This is a genomic window from Alcaligenes sp. EGD-AK7 (assembly GCF_000465875.3).
Lineage (GTDB): Bacteria > Pseudomonadota > Gammaproteobacteria > Burkholderiales > Burkholderiaceae_B > Alcaligenes > Alcaligenes phenolicus.
Map to the genome: position 1 here is coordinate 452434 of NZ_AVOG02000001.1, position 21455 is coordinate 473888.

The 21455-nt window shown below is 55.7% G+C and carries 20 protein-coding genes; 7 read left to right on the forward strand and 13 right to left on the reverse strand.

Features of this window, described 5'->3' with window-relative positions; translation table 11 throughout:
• Window positions 1-42: 42 nt before the first annotated feature.
• Window positions 43-381, reverse strand: coding sequence for a c-type cytochrome (locus N879_RS02100; RefSeq protein WP_009453982.1), 339 nt, complete (start codon window positions 379-381; stop codon window positions 43-45).
• 251 nt (window positions 382-632) lie between these two features.
• Here N879_RS02100 and N879_RS02105 point away from each other — a divergent pair, with 251 nt between their 5' ends.
• Window positions 633-1058, forward strand: coding sequence for a universal stress protein (locus N879_RS02105; RefSeq protein WP_009453980.1), 426 nt, complete (start codon window positions 633-635; stop codon window positions 1056-1058).
• A 56-nt stretch (window positions 1059-1114) separates the two neighbouring features.
• On the opposite strand, the gene N879_RS02110 is transcribed toward N879_RS02105, so the two are convergent.
• The 5 genes from N879_RS02110 to N879_RS02130 form a co-directional block, all read right to left on the reverse strand.
• Window positions 1115-2296 carry a PQQ-dependent sugar dehydrogenase gene (locus N879_RS02110; protein ID WP_021446591.1) on the reverse strand — a complete coding sequence of 394 codons (1182 nt, stop codon included), beginning with the start codon at window positions 2294-2296 and terminating at the stop codon, window positions 1115-1117.
• Between the two features lie 128 nt (window positions 2297-2424).
• The gene (gene fumC, locus N879_RS02115) at window positions 2425-3822 is read right to left on the reverse strand and encodes a class II fumarate hydratase (RefSeq protein WP_009453975.1); all 1398 of its coding nucleotides are present in this window, start codon (window positions 3820-3822) and stop codon (window positions 2425-2427) included.
• Between the two features lie 50 nt (window positions 3823-3872).
• Window positions 3873-4916 carry a type I glyceraldehyde-3-phosphate dehydrogenase gene (locus N879_RS02120; RefSeq protein ID WP_009453973.1) on the reverse strand — a complete coding sequence of 348 codons (1044 nt, stop codon included), beginning with the start codon at window positions 4914-4916 and terminating at the stop codon, window positions 3873-3875.
• Between the two features lie 13 nt (window positions 4917-4929).
• Window positions 4930-5718 carry an SDR family oxidoreductase gene (locus tag N879_RS02125; protein WP_021446592.1) on the reverse strand — a complete coding sequence of 263 codons (789 nt, stop codon included), beginning with the start codon at window positions 5716-5718 and terminating at the stop codon, window positions 4930-4932.
• 3 nt (window positions 5719-5721) lie between these two features.
• A complete protein-coding gene (locus tag N879_RS02130; protein WP_009453969.1) occupies window positions 5722-6693 on the reverse strand; it encodes a D-2-hydroxyacid dehydrogenase in 972 nt (323 codons plus the stop codon).
• Window positions 6694-6847: 154 nt separating this feature from the next.
• Between N879_RS02130 and N879_RS02135 the strand changes: the two genes are divergently transcribed.
• Together N879_RS02135 and N879_RS02140 are read left to right on the forward strand one after the other, a co-directional pair.
• Entirely contained in the window at window positions 6848-8758 is a 1911-nt protein-coding gene (locus N879_RS02135) for a S9 family peptidase (RefSeq protein ID WP_009453968.1), read from the forward strand.
• 60 nt (window positions 8759-8818) lie between these two features.
• On the forward strand, window positions 8819-9433 hold the full coding sequence (locus N879_RS02140) for a glutathione S-transferase family protein (protein ID WP_009453967.1): 615 nt from the start codon (window positions 8819-8821) through the stop codon (window positions 9431-9433).
• A 245-nt stretch (window positions 9434-9678) separates the two neighbouring features.
• On the opposite strand, the gene N879_RS20275 is transcribed toward N879_RS02140, so the two are convergent.
• The 6 genes from N879_RS20275 to proC form a co-directional block, all read right to left on the reverse strand.
• Entirely contained in the window at window positions 9679-10380 is a 702-nt protein-coding gene (locus N879_RS20275; protein ID WP_009453966.1) for an ABC transporter ATP-binding protein, read from the reverse strand.
• Entirely contained in the window at window positions 10381-11145 is a 765-nt protein-coding gene (gene livG / locus N879_RS20280; RefSeq protein ID WP_009453965.1) for a high-affinity branched-chain amino acid ABC transporter ATP-binding protein LivG, read from the reverse strand.
• Window positions 11142-12365, reverse strand: a complete 1224-nt coding sequence (locus N879_RS02155; RefSeq protein WP_021446595.1) for a high-affinity branched-chain amino acid ABC transporter permease LivM — start codon at window positions 12363-12365, stop codon at window positions 11142-11144. Before N879_RS02155 ends, livG begins: the two co-directional genes overlap by 4 nt.
• Window positions 12365-13294, reverse strand: a complete 930-nt coding sequence (livH, locus tag N879_RS02160) for a high-affinity branched-chain amino acid ABC transporter permease LivH (RefSeq protein WP_009453959.1) — start codon at window positions 13292-13294, stop codon at window positions 12365-12367. The genes N879_RS02155 and livH overlap by 1 nt, the downstream gene beginning before the upstream one ends.
• A gap of 104 nt (window positions 13295-13398) precedes the next feature.
• Entirely contained in the window at window positions 13399-14520 is a 1122-nt protein-coding gene (locus tag N879_RS02165) for a high-affinity branched-chain amino acid ABC transporter substrate-binding protein (protein WP_009453957.1), read from the reverse strand.
• A gap of 334 nt (window positions 14521-14854) precedes the next feature.
• Complete coding sequence (gene proC / locus N879_RS02170; RefSeq protein WP_021446596.1) at window positions 14855-15706, reverse strand: pyrroline-5-carboxylate reductase; 852 nt, start codon at window positions 15704-15706, stop codon at window positions 14855-14857.
• Window positions 15707-15872: 166 nt separating this feature from the next.
• On the opposite strand from proC, the gene ugpB reads away from it, so the two are divergent.
• The 4 genes from ugpB (at window position 15873) to N879_RS02190 (ending at window position 20215) form a co-directional block, all read left to right on the forward strand.
• On the forward strand, window positions 15873-17180 hold the full coding sequence (gene ugpB, locus N879_RS02175; protein WP_009453953.1) for a sn-glycerol-3-phosphate ABC transporter substrate-binding protein UgpB: 1308 nt from the start codon (window positions 15873-15875) through the stop codon (window positions 17178-17180).
• A 180-nt stretch (window positions 17181-17360) separates the two neighbouring features.
• Complete coding sequence (gene ugpA / locus N879_RS02180; protein WP_009453951.1) at window positions 17361-18245, forward strand: sn-glycerol-3-phosphate ABC transporter permease UgpA; 885 nt, start codon at window positions 17361-17363, stop codon at window positions 18243-18245.
• A 21-nt stretch (window positions 18246-18266) separates the two neighbouring features.
• The gene (ugpE, locus tag N879_RS02185; protein WP_021446597.1) at window positions 18267-19109 is read left to right on the forward strand and encodes a sn-glycerol-3-phosphate ABC transporter permease UgpE; all 843 of its coding nucleotides are present in this window, start codon (window positions 18267-18269) and stop codon (window positions 19107-19109) included.
• Window positions 19110-19129: 20 nt separating this feature from the next.
• Complete coding sequence (locus N879_RS02190) at window positions 19130-20215, forward strand: sn-glycerol-3-phosphate import ATP-binding protein UgpC (protein WP_021446598.1); 1086 nt, start codon at window positions 19130-19132, stop codon at window positions 20213-20215.
• Between the two features lie 88 nt (window positions 20216-20303).
• Here N879_RS02190 and N879_RS02195 read toward each other — a convergent pair whose 3' ends face one another.
• Complete coding sequence (locus tag N879_RS02195; RefSeq protein ID WP_009453947.1) at window positions 20304-21428, reverse strand: branched-chain amino acid ABC transporter substrate-binding protein; 1125 nt, start codon at window positions 21426-21428, stop codon at window positions 20304-20306.
• Window positions 21429-21455 lie beyond the last annotated feature (27 nt).

A 21455-nucleotide genomic window follows, 5' to 3' on the forward strand; every position in this document is an offset into this window, starting at 1 on the left:
GCCATCCCTGGATGACCGTTTCCCACCGTGTAAACACCCTGCTTACTCTTTTGGCGCACCCGCCATGATCCAAGCCACCACCGCCTTGATGTCGGCATCAGAAATGGCTGCATTCGCAGGCATGGGCAGCGGTCCATAGACGCCCTTGCTGCCTTGACGGATATGTTGGGCGATGATTTCAGCGTTGGCTGGATCGTCCTTGCGCATGTTGGCTATGTCCTTATAGGCGGGGCCGACCACTTTTCTGTCTACGGTATGACAGGACAAACAAGCATTTCTGGTCAGCACATCCTTGACCGAGTCAAAGCTGGCCTCGGCCGCCTGGGCGCTGAAACCGGCACTGAACAAGGCCGTACAGACCAGTAGCTGCTTCAAGCTCATGAGGGATATCTCCTAAGAAAAACGGGCTCAAGGAATGGTGGGACGACCGGATGTGGCGCTTGTTTTTTTTCCACACATAAACGGGGTGATGTGGCATCCATACCGAGATCATACGGTTATGATAGAACAGTCTTTAGCAAATAGCGGTGGGTCTTGATACTGATCAAGCTGGTCTGCGCGCTTATTCTGTAATGTCCTAGTAGAAGTTATTGCTTCATACTTAAACAGTTCACACACTACAAGAGGTCTTCATGCTTAATGTTCTCGTTCCTGTCGATGGGTCTGATGCTTCCACTCGTGCTTTGAAAACCGCCGTGGACATCCTAACGGGCAAACCAGAAGCCACTTTGCACGTGCTGGCTGTTCCTACTCCGATCGTGTCGGGTAACGTCAAACGCTTTTTCTCGGAAGATGTGCTGCAGGCTTACTACCAGGACGAAGGCAGCAATGCGCTCCTGCCCGCTCGTTCCGTACTCGCCGGTTCTCCCCTGAAAATCAAGGAAAGCATTATTGCCGGTAATGCCGCCCAAACGATTAAAGAATATGTAGAGAAGAACCAGATCGATCACATTGTGATGGGTACGCGCGGCTTGAGCGCCCTGCCCGGCCTGGTTCTGGGTTCGGTCACGACCAAGGTGCTGAGCCTGGTGAATGTGCCAGTAACCTTGATCAAGTAATTGAGCTGACTGCTCAGTCTGTACAGGCCGTCCTTGTGACGGCCTTTTTTAAGGGCTCAAGGCTTGGGCTGAATGCGCAGTAGCTGGCCGTCGCTTTCGTCGGTCAGCACATAGACATCGCCATCCGGCCCGACACGCACATCCCGGATACGCTGCTTCAAGTCTTGCAGCAAGCGCTCTTCACCGACGATGTGGCCGTCCTCTTCATCAAATTCCAGACGAATCAAAGCTTGTTCTTTCAAGGCACCTACAAACAGGCTGTGCTGCCAGTCCGGGACGCGTTCGTTGTTATAGAAAGCCATGCCGCTGATGGCGGGCGAGACTGACCAGTAGTGGAAAGGCTCGGTCAGCCCCTCAAGCGGTGTGGGGCTGGCGTTGGGAATGGGTTTGCCGTCATAGCCTTGCCCTTCGGTACGCAAGGGCCAGCCATAGTTGGCGCCGGCTTGAATCCGGTTCAGTTCATCGCCGCCTTGCGGGCCATGTTCAGCCACCCACAACTCGTTTGTCCAAGGGTTCCAGGCCATGCCTTGCGGGTTGCGGTGGCCATAGCTCCAGATTTCTGCTCTGGCACTACGTTGACTGCGGAAAGGATTGTCGCGCGGCACAATGCCATCCGGGCGAATACGCACGACTTTACCTTGCAGGTGATCCAGCTGCTGAGCCGTGGCCGGCTGATTGTTCTCGCCCAGGGCGATATACAGGTCTCGTCCCCCGGGATCAAAAGCCATACGCACACCATAGTGCTGTCCGGTGGACAAGGCCGGTTCCTGACGGAAAATCGGGCGGAAGGCGTCGATGCGTTTCAAGTCCGACGACAGCACGCCATAACCGACGGTGGTGGCCGAGTTCTGTTTGTCGCGGCGCTCGGCATAAGCCAGATAAATACGACGGCTACGGAAAAAATCCGGGGCCAGAGCGACATCCAGCAAGCCCCCCTGGGACTGCGCATGGACTTTAGGTACACCGGCAATCGGTTCGGACAGGCCGTTTTCCTGAGTCCAAACACGCAGGCGGCCTGGGCGCTCGGTAATCAGAATGCCGGCATTATTTGGCAAAAAAGCCATGGCCCAAGGGTGTTCCAGCCCACTGACCAGGGTCTCAACCGAGACAGCCGGTCCGCTGATGGCAGGAACAGGTTCAGATTGTGCCTGGGCCGATACTGTGGCCGTGGCTACGGCCAGACCCAGCACGGTGGCTGCAAATGCAGAGGACAAACTGAAGGTTTTCTTTATACGCATAAGGCAGTGAAAGGCAGATAGGTGGGATGGAACACTCCCCTACTCTTTCATAGGGACAAATGGCTACGCTGTTTACGTAGTCGCCCCGTTGAAGGGGCGAATACGCTCAAGCACAAGCGAGGCTGAATTTAGCCTGGGTGGGTCATATCCAGTGGCACAATCCACTGATCGTACTGCTCGTTAGTCAGATAGCCGGATTTCAGGGCGGACTCACGCAGGGTCAGGCCTTCCTTGTGGGCTGTCTTGGCAATGTAGGCGGCCTTGTCGTAGCCGATGTGACGGTTCAGGGCGGTGACCAGCATCAGGTTCTGGTCCAGATTGTGCTGGATCTTTTCCATGACAGGCTCCAGACCTTGAGCACAATGCTCGTCAAAGGCCAGGCATGCGTCGCTGATCAGGGCAATGCTTTCCAGCACATTGTGCACCATCACTGGTTTGTAGACGTTCAACTGAAAATTGCCCTGGCTGCCGGCAAAGCCCACCGCCGCGTCGTTACCGTACACCTGCACGGCCACCATGGTCAGCGCTTCGCACTGAGTGGGGTTGACCTTGCCGGGCATGATGGAGGAGCCGGGCTCGTTCTCGGGAATTTGTAGCTCGCCAATCCCGCAGCGGGGGCCGCTGGCCAGCCAGCGCACGTCGTTGGCCATTTTCATCAAGGCACCGGCCAAGGTGCGCAAGGAAGCAGACAGGTTCACCAGCGCGTCGTGAGCCGACAGTGCGAAGAACTTGTTTTCAGCCGCCTGGAATGGCAAGCCTGTGATCTTGGCAATATGGGCTGCTGTGCGTTCGCCAAACTGAGGGTGGGCGTTCAGACCCGTACCCACGGCGGTGCCGCCAATCGCCAGTTGGTAGATACCGTCCAGAGCCTTGTCCACGGTTTGCAGGCCGAAATCAATCTGCGCCACCCAGGCACCAATTTCCTGGCCCAGCGTGATGGGCGTGGCATCTTGCAAGTGGGTACGGCCGGTTTTCACAATGCTGTTGAATTGCTTGGCTTTGGCGGCCAGAGTGTCGCGCAACTGGCCTACGTCTTTGCGCAGGCGGCGATGACATTCCAGACCCACAGCGATGTACATGGCGGTGGGGAAAGTATCGTTGGAGGATTGGCCGCGGTTCACGTGGTCATTCGGGTGGACGGGCTTTTTGCTGCCCTTCTCGCCACCAGCCAGCTCAATGGCGCGGTTGGAGATTACCTCGTTCACGTTCATATTGCTTTGGGTGCCAGAGCCGGTCTGGAACACCACCAGCGGGAACTCGGTATCCCACTGGCCTGCAATCACTTCATCAGCCGCTTTGACAATCAGCTGGGCCAGCTCGTCGGGCAATTCGCCCAGTTCCTGGTTGGCCAAGGCTGTGGATTTTTTCAGGATGCCCAGCGACTCGATCATGCTGCGGCCCCACTGGAAGCGGTCTCGGCCAATCGGGAAGTTCTGGATCGAGCGCTGTGTCTGTGCGCCCCAATAGTGGTCAGCGGGAACCTCAATGGTTCCCATGGAATCCTGTTCAATACGTGTCGTACTCATCATGGCTCCTGTAAGAATTCGGAAGACAGTTCAGTTTGAAAATGGGGTGTTCACGGCTGGCGCATAAAGCGCGCAGCCCACACACAGGCAATATCAAGCATGCGGTTGGAAAACCCCCATTCGTTGTCAAACCAGACCAGCATATTGACCAGCCCATCCCCATTGGTTCGGGTTTGCGAGCCGTCCACGACTGCAGAGTGTGGATTGTGATTGAAGTCGATCGAGGCATGGGCCTGATCGGAATAGTCCAGAATACCAGGCCATTGCTGCGCCGCTTTCTGGAACAACTGGTTGATTTCATCCCGGCTGGTGTCGCGTTCCAGGTTGACCATCAGATCAATGGCCGACACGTTCAAGATAGGGACGCGTATGGATTTGGCCTGAACTTTGCCTTTTAATTGCGGTAACAGCCGCTCTACGCCAGTTGCCAGCCCAGTAGAGACTGGAATCATGGATTGCAAGGCGGAACGGGTGCGGGCCAGATCGCTGCTGTGGTAGCCATCGATCATGGGCTGGTCGTTCATCACCGAGTGCAGCGTGCTTAAAAAGGCGTGACGTATGCCGAAAGTCTTATCCAGTTCCGCCAGAACCGGGATGATGGCATTGGTGGTGCAGGAGGCGTTGGAGACAATCCGTTCGTCGCCTTGCAACTGTTCATGGTTAATACCCAGCACAGCGGTGAAATCTACGTCCTGGGCACTATTGCCGGGATTGGATAGCAGCACACGCGGGCAACCGGCGTCCAGAAATTGCTGCAGCTGGGCTCGACTGCCAAAGGCGCCACTGCATTCGATCAGCATGTCCAGATCCAGCGCCGCCCAGTCTATGGATTTGGGGTCGGTTTCATGCAGCACCCGGATGGCCTTATCCCCCACAATCAGCTCGTGTTCGTTGTGCTCTACCTGGGCCGGAAATACGCCATGGGTCGAATCAAAGCGCGTCAGATACGCCATGGTGGCTATGGTGGCGGGCTCGTTAATGACCACGACATCAAATTCCTGGCGTCGTGGGGATTCGTAAATGGCGCGCAGCAGGCAACGGCCTATGCGGCCATAGCCATTGATCGCGATGCGGATGGGACGAGGTAGCGGCATGGTCAGGGAACAATCAGAAAGTAATGGAGAAACCGCCGTCTACAACCACGATATGGCCATTGACATAGGAAGCAGCCGGAGAGGCCAGGAACACAGCGGCAGCGCGGATTTCGTCCGGCTTGGCCCAGCGTCCCAAGGGGTTGCGGCCAACCACTAAAGGACCTTTGACGGGGTCTTGAGCCAGAGCGGCATTGGTTTCCGTGGCAAAGGTACCGGGGGCGATGCCATTGCTGGTAATGCCCTGCCCGCCAAATTCTACGGCCAGTGCTCGTACCATGCCGGCCAGACCCTGCTTGGCAACCGGGTAAATAGCGTCGCCTGGGCGAGCCAGCGGGCCTGCAATGGAGGTCAAGGTCACAATACGGCCGTGCCGGGTCTGAGCCTTGAGCATGGCTTGGGCCGCGTATTTAGACAGTTTCAGCGTGGCCAGCAGGTCTACATTCAGCAAATGCTCCACATCGTCCCAATCGGCATCCTGCAAGCGGCTGCGTAGTCGCACGCCCACATTGTTCACCAGAATATCGGGAGTGCCGACGCGCTGGCACAGGGCTTGATAGGAGTCTGGCAAGGAGTCCAGATCGGCCAGATCATGTTCCCAGGTATCCACCTGGGCACCGCCAGCTGCAAGCTCGTTGGCAAGAGGCAGAAGTTTGCTGGCCTTACGACCATGCAAAATCACATGGGCGCCATGGGCGGCGTAGGCACGGGCGATTTCCAGGCCCAGACCGGCGGACGAGCCGGTCACCAGCGCACAGCGACCAGCGAGGGAGAAATTGGCTTGGTAGGAGCTTAAATCAGTCATTATTTACAGCGTATGGCGTGCTTGGCCGCGGTGGAAAGCAACAATGTTTTCGATCAACTGGTTTGCCAGGGCCTGCATGGCCTCCTGACTGGCCCAGCCTATATGCGGCGTCAAAATGTAATTGGGTAAGTCTAACAAGCGCATCAGGATATGGTCAGCGGGTGGCGGCTCGGGCGTGCAAACATCAATGCCTGCACCACCCAGCCAGCCCTGTCGCAAGGCGTGCTCCAGTGCCTGATCGTCGGTCAGCCCGCCACGGGCGGTATTGATCAGCAAGGGGCGGCGTGGGGCCATACGCTCGAACTCGGCCATGCCCAGCATGTTTTGTGTTTCAGCAGTCAGGGGGCAATGCAGGGATAGGACGTCGGCTTGCTCCAGCACTTGCTCAAAGGGCAAGCGGTCATCCGCATTGCTGACGATGGTCTGGCCACGGCGTTGAGCAAAGATGACTTTCATGCCCAGGGCTCGACCCATGGTGGCGACGGCCTGCCCCAGAGAACCAGAGCCAATCAGCCCTAAGGTGGAGCCTGCCAGATCACGGATGGGATAGTCGAAATAACAGAACTGCTGGGCTTCTTGCCAGCGGCCTTCCTTGACGGATTGGCGGTAGGCGCAGATATTGCGGCGCAAGGCAAAGATCAGCGCAAAAACGTGCTCCGGAACACTGCGCACGGCGTAGTCGCGGATATTGCTGACCACAATGCCGCGTTCACGGGCGGCATCCAGATCAATATTGTCGCTACCTGTGGCGGCCAATGCGATCATTTTCAAGTTGGGCGCGGCCTGCAAATGCTCGCGGCGGAGTGCCACTTTATTGCTGATGACAATGTCGGCATCGGCAATACGTTCGGCCACTTGATCGGGAGCGGTACGTCCGTAAACTTGCAGTTCATGCTTAAAGGGAACCTGCGGCAGCTCTACGCTGTCTGACAGTGTTTCCCTATCCAGAAAAACGATACGAGTCAAAGAAGTCATGCCTGTCCTTGTCCTTGAGCTGCCCCTGGCATTCTGGCCCTATTTTCAGAGGGTTCTTGCCTTTGCTTGGGACCATCATCCGATATAGTAATGGGATTGATACAGGCTTGTCCCTGGTCTCACCCTCATAACCCTGTTTTATAGGTTATTGCTTATGCTCTTGTCCCTCTTGCTCTCTTTGGGCGCCCACGCCCTGATACCGGATAACGTCGCGAGCACCACTCCCCCACTGTACGACATTCGGGACTTCTTTCAGAATCCCAAGCGTAGCGGTTTCCGGATTTCGGATCAGGGGCGCATGATCGGCTTTATGGAGCCCGTCAAGATCGACGGTCACCCCGCCCGTCAGAATATCTTTGTGCAAGAGTTAAAAGGCAGTGAGCCTGTGGGCGAGGCTCGCCGCGTCACCGCCGAACATCAGCGCGATATTGCCGAGTACTTCTGGAAAGGCGATGAAACCGTTATTTATGCCAAGGACGTCAATGGCGATGAGAACTATCACGTTCTGGCGGTGAACGTGCTGACTGGCAAAGTCACGGACCTGACGCCGCTGGAAGGGGTACGTGCCGGGGTGCAGGACGATTTGCCGGACGACCCGGAGCATATTCTGGTGTCGCACAACGGCCGTAATCCGGAAGTGTTCGACGTCTACAAGGTCAATGTCCTGACCGGTGAAAGCACATTGGCGGCCGAGAACCCCGGTGATGTACTGGGTTGGAGCACAGACCATCAAGGTCGGGTGCGCATGGCGATTTCGATCTCGGGTGTGGATTCCGAACTGCGTTATCGCGACAGCGATTCCGAGCCGTTCCGCAGCATTTTGCAAACGGACTTCCGCACGGAAGTCAGCCCCCTCTTTTTTCATGCCGACAATCAGCGCTTCTACGCCTTGAGCAACCGTGGTCGCGACACCTTGGCCCTGGTATTGATTGACCCTGCCAAGCCGGATGAAGAAGAAAAAATTTACGAATTACCCGATCACGATCTGATGGGAGCTGGCTATTCTCGCCTGCGTCAGGTGTTGACTTCGGTGGATTATTACACCGACAAACCCGGTCAGCATTTCTTTGACGAGCACAGCGAGAAAATTCACGCCGCCATCGCCCGCCAATTGCCGGGCTACGAGATCAGCATTCAGTCCATCACACGCGATGAAAAGAAAATGATTGTGGCCAGCTACAGCGATCGCAATCCAGGCTCACGCTACCTTTACGATGTGGACAGCAATAGCTTGCACAAACTGGCTGTCATCAACAGTGCCTTGCCGGAAAGCGATATGGCGGTCATGCACCCTATCGAATTTACGGCACGTGACGGCATGAAGATTCACGGCTACCTGAGCCTGCCTTTGGGTGTCCCCAGCCGTAATCTGCCGGTGGTCATCAACCCGCACGGCGGCCCGTGGGCGCGCGATTACTGGGGCTTTAACCCCGAGGTGCAGTTCCTGGCCAACCGTGGCTACGCCGTCTTGCAAATCAACTTCCGCAGTTCGACCGGTTATGGACGCAAGTTCTGGGAAGCGGGTTTCAAGCAATGGGGCCTGAGCATGCAGGACGACATTACCGATGGCGTTCAGTGGCTGATCGATCAAAAGATTGCTGACCCCAAGCGCATTGCCATTTACGGCGCCAGTTACGGTGGATACGCGACCTTGGCCGGTATCGTCAAAACCCCGGACTTGTACGCTGCAGCGGTGGACTATGTGGGCGTGTCCAACTTGCTGACCTTCATGAATACCATCCCGCCGTACTGGAAGCCTTTGCTGGTGAAAATGCACGCCATGGTAGGTGATCCGGAAAAGGATAAAGAGCTGCTGGAAGCCAACTCCCCCGTTTTACATGCCGACAAGATCCGCACTCCCTTATTTATCGCCCAGGGCGCACACGACCCACGGGTGAACAAGGCAGAAAGTGACCAGATGGTTGCCGCTTTGAAAGCGCGTGGTGTGGATGTGGAGTACATGGTCAAGGATAACGAAGGCCACGGCTTCCATAACGACGAGAACAAGTTCGAGTTTTACGAGCGTATGGAGCGCTTCTTGGCTCGCCACCTGCAGCCTCGATGATTTTGGAGTGGCGCGACAAGCTCGCGCCATTTGTTTATCGCACTTTTGGAAAGAGAGCTTATGAAACTGTATTACATGACTGGTGCTTGTCCTTTGGTGACCCGCATTGCATTGGAGTGGATAGGCAAGCCGTTTGAATCCCAGCGCGTCAGCCGTGACGAACTGCAGCAAGAAGAATTCCTGAAACTGAACCCCAACGGCGCTGTGCCTGTTCTGGTCGATGGTGATCTGGTTCTGACACAAAGCATCGCCATTCTGGAATACCTGAACGAGAAGAACCCGCAAGCCAATTTGATTGGCAGCACCATCGAACAACGCTTTGAAGCCCGCCGTTGGCTGGCCTTCCTCAACGCCGAAATCCACCGCAACGTGGGTGTGGTGTTCGGTACGCATCGCTACGCGGATCAGGAAGCAACTCAGGCCGAGGTCAAGGCCAAGACCGCTGCCTTGCTGACCAAGCAACTGGGCGTGATCGACAAGCACCTGGAAGGTAAAGAAACCTTGTCGGGCTCCTTGTCCGTGGCTGATGCTTACCTGTACGTGGTACTACGCTGGGCTGCTCTGATGAAGCTGGACCTGTCGGGCATGAAGAACCTGAAGGCCTTCTTTGCTCGCATGGAGCAGAACGAAGGTGTGAAGGCGGCACTGCGCGGCGAAGGCTTGTTGAAGGATTAAGTCGTTTCGCAGCTAGCGATATCAGGTTTCAGGGGATGCTGTCGTGTTCTGCTCCCCTGAAGCGTACGGCAAGCATATCGATAGCTTTTAGTTCTGGTGCGGATGGCCTTGTGTTGACTTGTCACCCGAAAAAAAACCTGAATCCAGCAAAAGCTGCGATTCAGGTTTTTTTTCAAGCACGTAAATTAAAGCGGTGCTTTAAATCGATGACGCTCTACCGCTTTGAGGCTGCATTCGCTGGCTGTCTAAGCCCCCAGATACGCCTTCCGAATATCCGGATTCGCCAGCAGATTGGCGCCGGTATCCTGCATCACTACCTTGCCGGTTTCCAGCACATAGCCACGGTCTGCGACTTGCAGGGCCTTGTTGGCGTTCTGCTCTACCAGAAACACCGTCACGCCTTCATCTCGAATGGTACGGATGATGTCAAAGATCTGGGCGATGATCAGCGGGGCCAGGCCCAAGGTAGGTTCGTCCAGCAGCAGCAAGGACGGTTTGCTCATCAGTGCGCGACCGATGGCCAGCATTTGCTGCTCACCACCTGACATGGTTCCTGCTCGTTGCGCAGCGCGTTCTTTCAGGCGGGGGAACAGTTTGTAGACGTGCTCCTCTCCTTCGTCGATCTCGCTGCGGTTCAGAAAGAAACCGCCCATCTTCAGGTTTTCCGACACGGTCAGGTCTGGAAAGACGCGACGGCCTTCGGGAGAGATGGCGATGCCTTTGCGCATGATGCGGTGCGTATCGGCGTGGGTGATGTCCTCGCCCATGAAGCTGATGCTGCCCGAGCTGGCTCGGGGCGAGCCGCAAACGGTCATGAGCAAGGTGGTTTTGCCAGCGCCGTTCGCGCCAATCAGGGTGACGATCTCGCCCTGATTCACGTCCACGCTAACTTGATCCAGCGCCTGAATAGCGCCGTAATGGGTAGATACGGAGTCCAGCTTCAGCACTTATTCTTCCCCCAGATAGGCTTTGATGACGCGCGGATCATTGCGCACTTCTTCAGGCAGGCCGGTGGCAATGGGTTTGCCATATTCCATAACCAGGATCCGGTCTGATACGCCCATAACCAGGCTCATATCGTGCTCGATCAGCAGGACGGCCACGCCAAATTCGCGGCGCAGTTGGTCGATCAGGGCTTGCAGATCGCGTTTTTCTTGGGGATTCAGGCCCGCCGCAGGCTCGTCCAGCATCAGCAAGCGCGGCTGGGTGATCATGCAACGTGCAATTTCCAGGCGGCGCTGGTGGCCGTAGGCCAGGTTGCCCGCTTCACGGTTGGCCAGATCGGTCAGGCCCATGAAGTCCAGCCATGTCACTGCACGCTCTTTAGCTTCCTTTTCGGACTGCTTGTAGCGGGACAGGTTCAGCAGACCGGACAAAAAGCCGGCCTTGAGCTGGCTGTGCTGGGCAACCAGCAGGTTCTCCAGCACCGTCAGCTTCTTGAACAGACGCACGTTCTGGAAGGTACGTACCAGGCCTTTTTGTGCCACCTTGTGGCTGGACAGGCCGTGAATGGGCTGGTCTTCCAGGGTGACAGAACCGGAAGTGGGCTTGTAAAAGCCGCCTACGCAGTTAAATACCGTGGTTTTACCGGCGCCGTTGGGGCCGATGATGGCAAACACTTCGTCTTTAGCCACATCGAAGCTGACGGAATCCACCGCCAGCAAGCCACCAAAACGCATCGACAGATCGGATACTCGGAGTAATGGGCTCATGTACGCAACTCCACATGAGGACGTTGCACAGGCAGCAGGCCCTGTGGACGCCAAACCATCATGGCCACCATGACCAGACCAAAAATCAACATCCGATACTCCGCGAACTCTCGGGCCAATTCAGGGACCACTGTCAGCACAATAGCAGCCAGAATGACGCCGATTTGTGAACCCATACCACCCAGCACCACGATGGCCAGGATCAAGGCGGATTCAATAAAGGTGAAGGACTCTGGGTTGACCAGACCCTGACGGGCGGCAAAGAAAGCACCACCAAAACCGGCAAACATGGCGCCCATGGTAAAGGCGGACAGTTTGATGGAAGTGGGGTTCAGGCCCAGCGAACGGCAAGCAATCTCGTCCTCGCGCAGGGCTTCCCAGGCACGGCCAATAGGCATGCGCACCACACGGCTGGAGACCAGCAAGGTGATCAGGGCCAAAGCCAGGGCCATCAAGTACAGATACACCACCACGTCCTGGTTGCTGAAGGTCCAGCCCATCAGGTCGTGGAAGGTGGTCTGCCCTTCCGGTGCACGGCGTGCCATTGGGAAACCGAATACGGTTGGCTTGGGGATACCGGAGATGCCATCCGGGCCGCCGGTCAGGTCATACATATTGATGAGCAAGAGGCGAATGATTTCACCAAAACCCAGGGTGACGATAGCCAGATAGTCGCCGCGTAAGCGCAGCACGGGGAAACCCAGCAGGAAGCCGAACAGGGCTGCCATACCACCCGCTAATGGCAGTGCTTCCCAGAAGCCCCAGCCTGCGTAGTGATAGAGCAAGGCGTAAGTGTAGGCACCCACGGCGTAAAAGCCCACAAAGCCCAGGTCCAGCAGGCCGGCAAAGCCCACCACGATATTCAGCCCCAGGCCCAGCATGATGTAGATCAGCACCAGGGTGGCAATATCCACCTGGGCACGCCCACCAAAAAAGGGCCAGACCACGGCACAAGCGATCACGATGTACAGCAGGATCTTCTTGTGCTGCATGCTCAGTTTGGGCAGCGTCCAGCGGCTTTCACGTATCTTGGTGCGATTGACGTTAGGACGGATCAGCTGGACCACAAAGACCAGTGCCATACCGATCAGAATGATCTGCCAATCGCTTTCCAGATGGGTGTTCATCCCGGCGCGCACAATTTGCAGGCCAAAGACGGGAGCCACAATAATGCCTGCCAATACAGCGGCGATAAATGCATTGCTAAAGCGGTTCATCATCAGACTTTCTCCACCTCGGGTTTACCCAGCAGGCCCGTTGGGCGGAACAGCAGGATAAAGACCAACAGTAAAAAGGCCACGATGTCCTTGTACTGCGACGAAATAAAGGCAGCGGCAAAGGTTTCTGCCAGACCCAGCAGGACACCGCCCAGCATGGCGCCCGGGATGCTGCCAATACCGCCCAGCACGGCTGCCGTAAAGGCCTTGATACCGGCAATAAAGCCGATGAAGGGGTTCAGCTTGCCAATGGCGGTGGCAATCAGCACGCCGCCCACGGCAGCCAGCATGGCGCCGATGACAAAGGTGAAGGAGATGATTTTATTGGTGTCGATACCCAGCAGGTTGGCCATGCGCAAGTCTTGTGAACATGCACGCGAGGCGCGACCCAGACGCGAGTACTTGATGTAGAGGCTGAGCATGATCATCAGCACCACGGTCACGACAATGATCATGACGCGTGAGTAAGGCGCCGTGACGGTAAAGCCGTCTGCGCCCAGGCTGAACTGAAAGGAGCCGGACAGCAAGGTAGGCACCGCCATATCGCGTGCGCCTTGGCCCAGGGCAACCCAGTTCTGCAAGAAAATGGACATACCAATGGCCGAGATCAGCGGGACCAGCCGAGGGCTGCCACGCAGCGGCGCATAGGCAACTTTTTCAATCGCATAGCCGTAAACCGCGGTTACCAGGATGGCAACCAGCAACATGATAAGAATGATCAGCCAGATGGGCAGACCCGAGCCTACGCCAATCGCAGTCAGGGTTACCAGCCCGACATAGGCGCCGATCATGTAGATCTCGCCGTGGGCAAAGTTAATCATTCCGATAATGCCATAGACCATTGTGTAGCCGATGGCGATCAGTGCATAAATAGCGCCCAAGGATAATCCATTGAACAGCTGCTGCACGATCTGAGGGAGTAAATCAGACATGCTTGTTTTTTTCCGTTGAGTCCGTCGTTTTGTTCTAAGGCTTTGTGGGCATCCAAAAGCAATGCCCCCGTTCTTCGTAAAGAGCGGGGGCACATAATCCAGTCTTATTTCTCAACTAGATCAAAGTTACCTTCTTTATCCCACTTGAAAACGGCAAATTCGAAATGCTTCAAATCACCCTTGGCGTCGTATTCTACCTTGCCAATGGCGGTATCGAACGCATTTGCGTGCATGTAGTCGGCTCCCTTGGCCGAATCTTCGCCTACCGCATTGATTGTATCGGCAATAATTTGCACGGCCGCGTAGGCCGGGAAGGTAAAGGCCCCGTTAGGATTGCGCTTGTATTTGCTGAAGTTTTCCATCACATCCTTGTTGGCCGGCATCTTGGTGAAGTCGGTTGGCAAGGTCACCAGCAAACCTTCCACTGCCGGACCGGCAATGGCGACCAGGTCGCGGTTGGCAACGCCTTCCGGACCCATGAAGGTGTTGGTCATGCCTTGTTCACGCGCCTGACGCAGCAGCAGACCCAGCTCGGCATGGTAACCACCGAAATAAATCAGATCGGGGTTCACGCCCTTGAGCTTGGTGATTACGGCCGAGTAATCGCTGTCACCGACGTTAATGCCCTCGTACATGACAATGTTCATGTTCTTTTTCTTGAGCGCGTCACGCACTTGCGTGGCAACACCGGAGCCGTAAGTCTGCTTGTCGTGCAGGACGGCAATGCTCTTGGGCTTGAGGACGTCAGCAATGTAGTCGGCCGCAAAGGGGCCTTGCTGGTCGTCACGACCAATGGTGCGGAAAAAGTAATGGGGCTTGATAGTGTCGGTGACCAGAGGCGAGGTCGCACCGGGAGTAATCGCCACAATGCCTTCCTGCTCGTAAATGTTCACGGCAGGCACCGTGGTTCCCGAGCACGCGTGGGCTACGGCGAATTTCGCGCCGGAGTTGACCACACGGTTGGCTGCAGGCACCGCCTGTTTGGGTTCGCACGCATCGTCAATCAGGACGGCTTCCAGCTTTTTGCCTTTGACACCCCCTGCTGCGTTAATCGCGTCAATTGCGGTCAATGCACCGGCCTGGATTTGGTCACCATATTGGGTGGAGGGACCAGTCATGGGTTGAGGGATACCAATTTTGATGGTGTCCGCCGCATAGGCGGTGCCCATGGCCAGTACGGTGGCCAAGGCGGTCAGAGCGGGGGTAAAGCGTCGAGTAAGGGTCATAGCAGCTGTCTCCCGAGGCCGGGGGTTCCCGGCATTGCTTTTTAGAAAGTGCTTATTCTGGGGTCTGGATAGGCATTGTTATGCTCCAGGGGAACCCATTTTGGGGTAGCTGCCTAAAACTTGTCACTTCGTATAAGCCCTAGCGCCCTGCTTATTTATTTTGAAAATAACGAGGCATTGTTAACAGGGTGTTTCCAAAACACGCTCGCATACTAAAAGCCTTGTTTATAAAAGAAAAGAGGAGCTCTCTTGAGAACTCCCCTGCTTTTTGTTTTACTGCTTTTTTATTGCGCTATATCAATTTTTGACGATGCTATAGGGAGTAATCCGGGGATCAGGAAAACTCTTGGGCCAGCTCTCCGGCACGCACTTTGGCAGCATTGACTGCTTTTTGGACCAGTGGTGTAAAGCCGCCTTCGTTAAAGACATTCAGGGCGGCTGCCGTAGTCCCCCCTTTGGAGGTGACGCGCTCGCGCAAGACCGAAGGTTCTTCTGGCGACAAGGTGGCCAACTGGGTGGCGCCGTGCAGCGTTGCCAGGGACAGCTGGCGGGCCTGTTCTGGCGACAAACCTTGCTCGATACCGGCTTTGATCAAAGCTTCGATAAACAAAAACACGTAAGCTGGACCACTGCCTGAAACCGCCGTGACGGCATCAATGGCGGCATCATTTTCAACCCAGACCACTTCCCCCACGGATTTCAACAATTGCTGCGCAATGGCTTTATCGCTTTCATCTACCTGTTCCAGGGCCATCAGGCCGGTAATGCCACAACCAATAAAGGCCGGGGTATTGGGCATACAGCGGATTACACGCTGGTACGGCTGGCCGGGTTCGCCCAGCCATTGGGCCAGAGCAGTTGCCGGAATGCCAGCGGCCACGCTGATCACCAGGGTGTCCCCTTGCAGATAGGGTTTGCAGGCCAGTACGGTTTCTTTCATGACCTGGGGCTTGACGGCAAAAACCCAGATACGCTGCTTGGACAAGGCCGGGCCGGGTTCATACGCGGTTTGTACACCTTGCTGGGCCCACGACTCCAGGGCGGGCGGGTAAATATCAATCGCCAAAACGTCCGAGCCGCCGCAGCGTTTCCCAATTAAACCAGCCGCCAAGGCACTGGCCATATTGCCCGCGCCGATAAACGCCAGCTTAAAAGAGGTATCGTGTGGATTCATCATCGCTCCCATTAAAAATCTGTCCTCTGACACGTTTTCTTAGCGTTTGAGGGTAATTAGTCATTGCTTATATAACGCTGTCATGGATACATTCACGAGAGCGTCATAAACAAGTCATAAGCTTGAGTTTTAAAACCTGCTACACCTTAGCGGCACCTTTTATACAGGAGAAAGCCTGATGCGAACAAAACTATTTGCTCTGTCTCTAGCCGGTCTGATTGCTTCTATCGGCACTGCGCAAGCGGCCACAGAAATTCAGTTCTGGCATTCAATGGAAGGAGCCTTGGGCGAACGGGTTAATGCATTAGTCAAAGACTTTAACGCATCTCAGTCGGACTACCAGGTTAAAGCCTCGTATAAAGGCAACTATGGCGAGTCCATGAACGCCGGTGTCGCCGCTTTCCGTGCCGGTAATGCCCCTGATATTTTGCAAGTATTCGAGGTGGGTACTGCCACCATGATGGCCGCCAAGGGCGCCATTCAGCCAGTTCAGGAAATGTCGGAGAAAGCGGGCAAACCTATCAACCCGGATGACTTTCTGGGTGCGGTTGCCGGTTACTACTCCTCCAACGAAGGCAAGCTGATTTCCATGCCTTTTAACAGCTCCACCCCGGTGCTGTACTACAACAAGGACGCCTTCAAGAAAGCTGGCCTGGATGCCGAGAAGCCACCCAAGACCTGGCAGGAGCTGCACGAAGCCGCCAAGAAACTGCGTGAGTCCGGCCAAGAGTGTGGCTATACCTCTTCCTGGCCCTCCTGGATTCTGCTGGAGAACTTTGCCGCCTGGCACAACATCCCCTTTGCCAGCGAGAACAACGGTTTTGGCGGCCCCAGCGCTCGGCTGCAGCTGGATAACCCACTGTTCCTGAAGCACATGACTTTCCTGGCAAATATGTCCAAGGATGGTTCCTTCTCCTACGGCGGTCGTGGTGATACGGCCAACGCCCTGTTTACCAGCGGCAAGTGCGGCATGTTTACCGGCTCCAGCGGTAACCGCGCCAACATCATCAAAACCGGCGAATTTGAATTTGGCACCAGCAGCCTGCCCTATTACAGCGATGTACAGGGCGCGCCTCAGAACTCCATTATTGGTGGTGCTTCCCTGTGGGTCTTTGCCAAGAAATCGGATGATGTCTACAAGGGCGTGACCGAATTCTTCCACTTTATCTCCAGCCCTGAGCAAGCGGCGGCCTGGCACCAGGACACCGGCTATGTGCCTGTGACCAAAGCAGGCTTTGAAAAGACCAAGGACTCCGATTTCTACGCCAAGAACGTGGGCGCAGACGTTGCCGTCAAACAGCTGGACGCCAGCACCACCGAGAACTCGCGTGGTATTCGCCTGGGTTCCTTGCCGCAGATTCGTGACATCGAAGACGGTGTGATGGAACAGATTTTTGCTGGCAAAGTCACCCCTGAAGAAGGTTTGAAAGCCATGCAAAGTCGTGGCAACGAACTGCTGGAGCGCTTTGAAAAGAGCGTGAAGTAAGCCCTGCCCGCCTTGCGCGGGTGGTTTACAATCGAGCGTATGAGTGTGCGGACGGCGTCTTGTCTTGGCCTCAGGCCGGCAAACTGTCACCATCTTGTCCAAGCCGCTCATACGCTTTTCGTTTCATTAGAAGTCTGTCCACCCTGATGGTGGCGCTCCCTTCCCATTGCGCGCAAACCTATGGAAAAACGTGTCGTCTTTCGTCATAAGACACTGCCCTATTTGCTACTTGCTCCGCAGCTAGCCATTACTCTGATCTTCTTTTTTCTGCCTGCCGGTCAAGCGCTGTGGCAGGCTTTTCATTTGGAAGACCCCTTTGGCCTGTCTTCGCAGTTTGTAGGCCTGGATAACTTTGCCGAGCTGTTCAATAGTGCAGAATATATGGCCTCGTTCAAGACGACGGCGGTATTTTCGCTTGCCGTGTCAGTGTTGGGCCTGGTCGTGGCTTTGGTTCTGGCCGTGATGGCGAATAGAGTGATACGAGGCGCGCTGCTGTATCGCAGCTTGCTGATCTGGCCTTATGCCGTGGCAACGGCGGTGGCCGGGGTGTTGTGGTTGTTCCTGTTCTCCCCCTCTGTAGGGATTGTGGCCGTGTTCCTGCTGGAGCATGGCATTCAGTGGAATCCACGCTTGAATGGCAATGACGCCATGTTGCTGGTGGTGATTGCTTCGGTCTGGAAGCAGATCTCCTACAACTTTCTGTTTTTCCTGGCTGGCCTGCAAGCCATCCCGCGCTCCCTGATTGAAGCGGCCGCCATGGATGGTGCCGGTCCCATGCGCCGTTTCTGGGGCATTGTGTTTCCTTTGCTGGCCCCGACGACTTTCTTCCTGCTGGTCGTGAACATTATTTATGCCTTCTTTGACACCTTCGCCATTATTGACGTGGTCAGTCAGGGCGGGCCGGGTGAAGCCACCTCGATTCTGGTTTACCGGGTCTACAACACGGGGTTCCGTGGCCTGGATATTGGTTCTTCGGCAGCCCAGTCTGTGGTGCTGATGGCGGTGGTTGTGGCGCTGACGGTGATTCAGTTCCGCTATATTGATCGCAAAGTGACGTACAGCTGATGCGCAGCAAGGAACATAGTCATGGTTGAACGACGCCCTATTCTTGATTTTTTCACGCATCTGACCCTGATCCTGGGTGTGATCGTGATTGCTCTGCCCCTGTACATCACGTTTGTGGCTTCCACCCAGACCAGCGCGGAAGTGGCCCGTGCGCCCATGTCGCTCTGGCCGGGCTCGCACATGGTAGAGAACTACATCACCGCTTTGCAGGGGACGGCCACCAACTCCCCACCAGTGGGACGCATGTTGCTGGTCAGCATGGTGATGGCGCTGGGCATCGCGGTTGGCAAGATCATTATTTCCATGCTCTCGGCCTTTGCCGTGGTGTATTTCCGCTTCCCGTTCCGCATGCTGTTTTTCTGGATGATTTTCGTCACCCTGATGCTGCCGGTGGAAGTGCGCATTATGCCCACGTACAAGGTCGTGGCGGACCTGCAGTTGCTGGACAGCTATGGGGGCCTGATCCTGCCCTTGATCGCTTCAGCAACCGCGACCTTCCTGTTTCGCCAGTTCTTTCTGACGGTGCCCGATGAATTGATCGAGGCCGCCCGTATTGATGGTGCCGGCCCGATGCGGTTTTTTAAAGATGTTCTGCTGCCCTTGTCCAAGACCAGCATTGCCGCTTTGTTTGTGATTCAGTTTATCTACGGCTGGAACCAGTATTTGTGGCCGCTGATCATTACCACCAAAGAGGATATGTACCCGATCGTGGTTGGTATCCGGCGCATGATTTCCGGTGGTGACAGCGTGACCGAGTGGAACGTGGTGATGGCCACGGCCCTTTTGGCCATGATCCCGCCTGCCCTGGTGGTGATGCTGATGCAAAAGTGGTTCGTCAAAGGTCTCATCGACTCTGAAAAGTAATTCTCTACAGGCTTTATTGAATGGCTAGCTTACGATTTGAAGGCGTCAAGAAAACCTACCCGAACGGGACGGTCGTTATTCACGGCATTGATGTGGACGTGAAGGATGGCGAGTTCGTGGTAATTGTGGGCCCTTCTGGATGCGGTAAATCGACCTTGATGCGTATGGTGGCGGGGCTGGAGTCTGTCACGGCAGGTCAGGTACTGATTGACGGCAAGGTCGTCAATGATCTGGAACCGGCTGAACGTGACATTGCCATGGTGTTCCAGAACTACGCGCTCTACCCCCATATGTCAGTCTTTGACAATATGGCGTATGGCTTGAAAATCCGTAAGTTTTCCAAGGATGAAATCAAGCAAAGGGTCAATGCCGCCGCTGCGATCTTGGAATTGGGTGCCCTGCTGGAACGTCGTCCAGGGCAACTGTCGGGGGGCCAGCGTCAGCGTGTTGCGATGGGCCGTGCGATTGTGCGTGAACCCAAGGTGTTTCTGTTTGACGAGCCCCTGTCCAATCTGGATGCCAAGCTGCGAGTGCAGATGCGTCTGGAAATTCAGAAACTGCATCGTCGCCTGAAAACCACCAGCCTGTATGTGACTCACGATCAAATTGAAGCCATGACCTTGGCCGAGCGCATGATTGTGATGAATCAGGGCATGCCTGAGCAAATCGGGACACCCGCCGAGGTATTCGAAAAGCCTGCTTCCGTTTTTGTGGCCACTTTCATTGGTTCACCGCCCATGAACTTGTTGCCAGTAGAGGTGGATGCACAAGGTCAGATCACGCAAGACAATGGTCAGCCTGTGCAGTTTGGCCCGGAAATGGTGCCCGCTGCGGTGCGTGGCCGCAAGGTGTTCCTGGGCATACGACCAGAACACATCCAGCTGCATGTGCCCGGTGTGACTACGCAGGTGGAAATGGTGGAAATTCTGGGTTCCGAGCAGTTGCTGCATCTGGGTTGTGGCGACTATCGCATCATCGTGCGCTGCCCGATTGAGCAGACTCGCGAATATCCAATTCAAATTGGCGAGGCTATCCAGATTGGCTACATGCCACCCCACCCTTTGCATTGGTTCGACCGCGATACGGGTTTGCGTATCGAGGCCTGAGCAGCCTGCCTGAAGCAAGGTGCTCCAAGGCGATACATAATAAAAAACCGGCCCGAAGGCCGGTTTTTTTACGAGCAAGAATCAGGGATTACTTGCCGTAGACGGTCTTGGAACCGTCAGCGTGCCAGCTGAAGACGTCAAATTTGAAGTCGTTCAGGTCGCCCTGCTTGTTCCAGCTGATTTGACCGATAGGCGTTTTCACGCTGTTGACGTGCAGGTAGTCGGCCACTTTGACTGGATCGTCTTCGCCAGCGCCCTTGATGCCTTCGGCAATCGCAATAGTTGCGGCGTAAGCGGACAGCTGGAACGCGCCGCTAGGATCGCGCTTCTTGTCCTTGAAAGCCTGGACGATGGCCTGGTTGTCCGGATCTTGCGAGAAGTCCGCAGGCAAGGTCAGCAGCATGCCTTCAACGGCTTTGCCGGCAATGGCGTTAATGTCGGGGTTACCCACGCCTTCCGGTCCCATGAAGTGGACTTTTACGCCTTGCTCGGCGGCTTGACGCAGCAGCAGGCCCATTTCAGGGTGGTAGCCACCAAAGTACACGAAGTCCACGCCGGTGGATTTCAGCTTGGTGATGACGGCGGAGTAATCGCTGTCCCCCGCGTTAATGCCTTCAAACAGGGCAACTTCGGTACCGGCTTTTTGCAGTTCGGAACGAACCGAAGCGGCAATACCTTGGCCGTAGGACTGTTTGTCGTGCAGGACGGCAACTTTAGTGGGCTTGATCTGTTCCAGGATGAACTTGGCAGCGGCTGGACCTTGCTGATCGTCGCGACCAATGGTGCGCAGGATCATTTCGTAGCCTTTGCCGTCGGTAACAGCAGGTGCTGTTGCCGATGGAGTCACCATCAACACGCCTTCGTTGTTGTAGATATCGGTGGCCGCGATGGTAGCGCCCGAACAAACGTGACCGACAACATAGTGGATCTTGTCATTCACGATACGGTTGGCTGCGACGGGACCTTGCTTGGGTTCGCAGGCATCGTCAACAGTGACCAGTTCGAGCTGTTTGCCCAGAACGCCACCGGCAGCATTGATCTGTTCGATGGCCGTATCGACGCCTTGTTTGACCATGTCACCGTATTGGGTAACCGAGCCTGTAAAAGGACCGGCCAGTGCAATACGGATGTTGTCAGCGTGAGCAGCACCGGACAAGAGCAGACCCGTTGCCAGGCTCATGGCCGCTGCAACAGGAGTGAAACGAATTTTCATAGAAAACACCTCCGTGAATATGCAGGA

Bases quoted from the DNA above. Each gene is read 5' to 3' on its own strand.
- N879_RS02140 (WP_009453967.1), top strand. From the start codon at position 8,819: ATGAAACTGTATTACATGACTGGTGCTTGTCCTTTGGTGACCCGCATT.
- N879_RS02155 (WP_021446595.1), bottom strand. From the start codon at position 12,365: ATGATGAACCGCTTTAGCAATGCATTTATCGCCGCTGTATTGGCAGGC.
- N879_RS02110 (WP_021446591.1), bottom strand. From the start codon at position 2,296: ATGCGTATAAAGAAAACCTTCAGTTTGTCCTCTGCATTTGCAGCCACC.
- N879_RS02130 (WP_009453969.1), bottom strand. From the start codon at position 6,693: ATGACTTCTTTGACTCGTATCGTTTTTCTGGATAGGGAAACACTGTCA.
- N879_RS02125 (WP_021446592.1), bottom strand. From the start codon at position 5,718: ATGACTGATTTAAGCTCCTACCAAGCCAATTTCTCCCTCGCTGGTCGC.
- proC (WP_021446596.1), bottom strand. From the start codon at position 15,706: ATGGGAGCGATGATGAATCCACACGATACCTCTTTTAAGCTGGCGTTT.
- ugpE (WP_021446597.1), top strand. From the start codon at position 18,267: ATGGTTGAACGACGCCCTATTCTTGATTTTTTCACGCATCTGACCCTG.
- N879_RS02100 (WP_009453982.1), bottom strand. From the start codon at position 381: ATGAGCTTGAAGCAGCTACTGGTCTGTACGGCCTTGTTCAGTGCCGGT.
- N879_RS02105 (WP_009453980.1), top strand. From the start codon at position 633: ATGCTTAATGTTCTCGTTCCTGTCGATGGGTCTGATGCTTCCACTCGT.
- N879_RS02195 (WP_009453947.1), bottom strand. From the start codon at position 21,428: ATGAAAATTCGTTTCACTCCTGTTGCAGCGGCCATGAGCCTGGCAACG.
- ugpB (WP_009453953.1), top strand. From the start codon at position 15,873: ATGCGAACAAAACTATTTGCTCTGTCTCTAGCCGGTCTGATTGCTTCT.
- N879_RS02165 (WP_009453957.1), bottom strand. From the start codon at position 14,520: ATGACCCTTACTCGACGCTTTACCCCCGCTCTGACCGCCTTGGCCACC.
- livH (WP_009453959.1), bottom strand. From the start codon at position 13,294: ATGTCTGATTTACTCCCTCAGATCGTGCAGCAGCTGTTCAATGGATTA.
- livG (WP_009453965.1), bottom strand. From the start codon at position 11,145: ATGAGCCCATTACTCCGAGTATCCGATCTGTCGATGCGTTTTGGTGGC.
- N879_RS02120 (WP_009453973.1), bottom strand. From the start codon at position 4,916: ATGCCGCTACCTCGTCCCATCCGCATCGCGATCAATGGCTATGGCCGC.
- fumC (WP_009453975.1), bottom strand. From the start codon at position 3,822: ATGAGTACGACACGTATTGAACAGGATTCCATGGGAACCATTGAGGTT.
- N879_RS02190 (WP_021446598.1), top strand. From the start codon at position 19,130: ATGGCTAGCTTACGATTTGAAGGCGTCAAGAAAACCTACCCGAACGGG.
- N879_RS02135 (WP_009453968.1), top strand. From the start codon at position 6,848: ATGCTCTTGTCCCTCTTGCTCTCTTTGGGCGCCCACGCCCTGATACCG.
- ugpA (WP_009453951.1), top strand. From the start codon at position 17,361: ATGGAAAAACGTGTCGTCTTTCGTCATAAGACACTGCCCTATTTGCTA.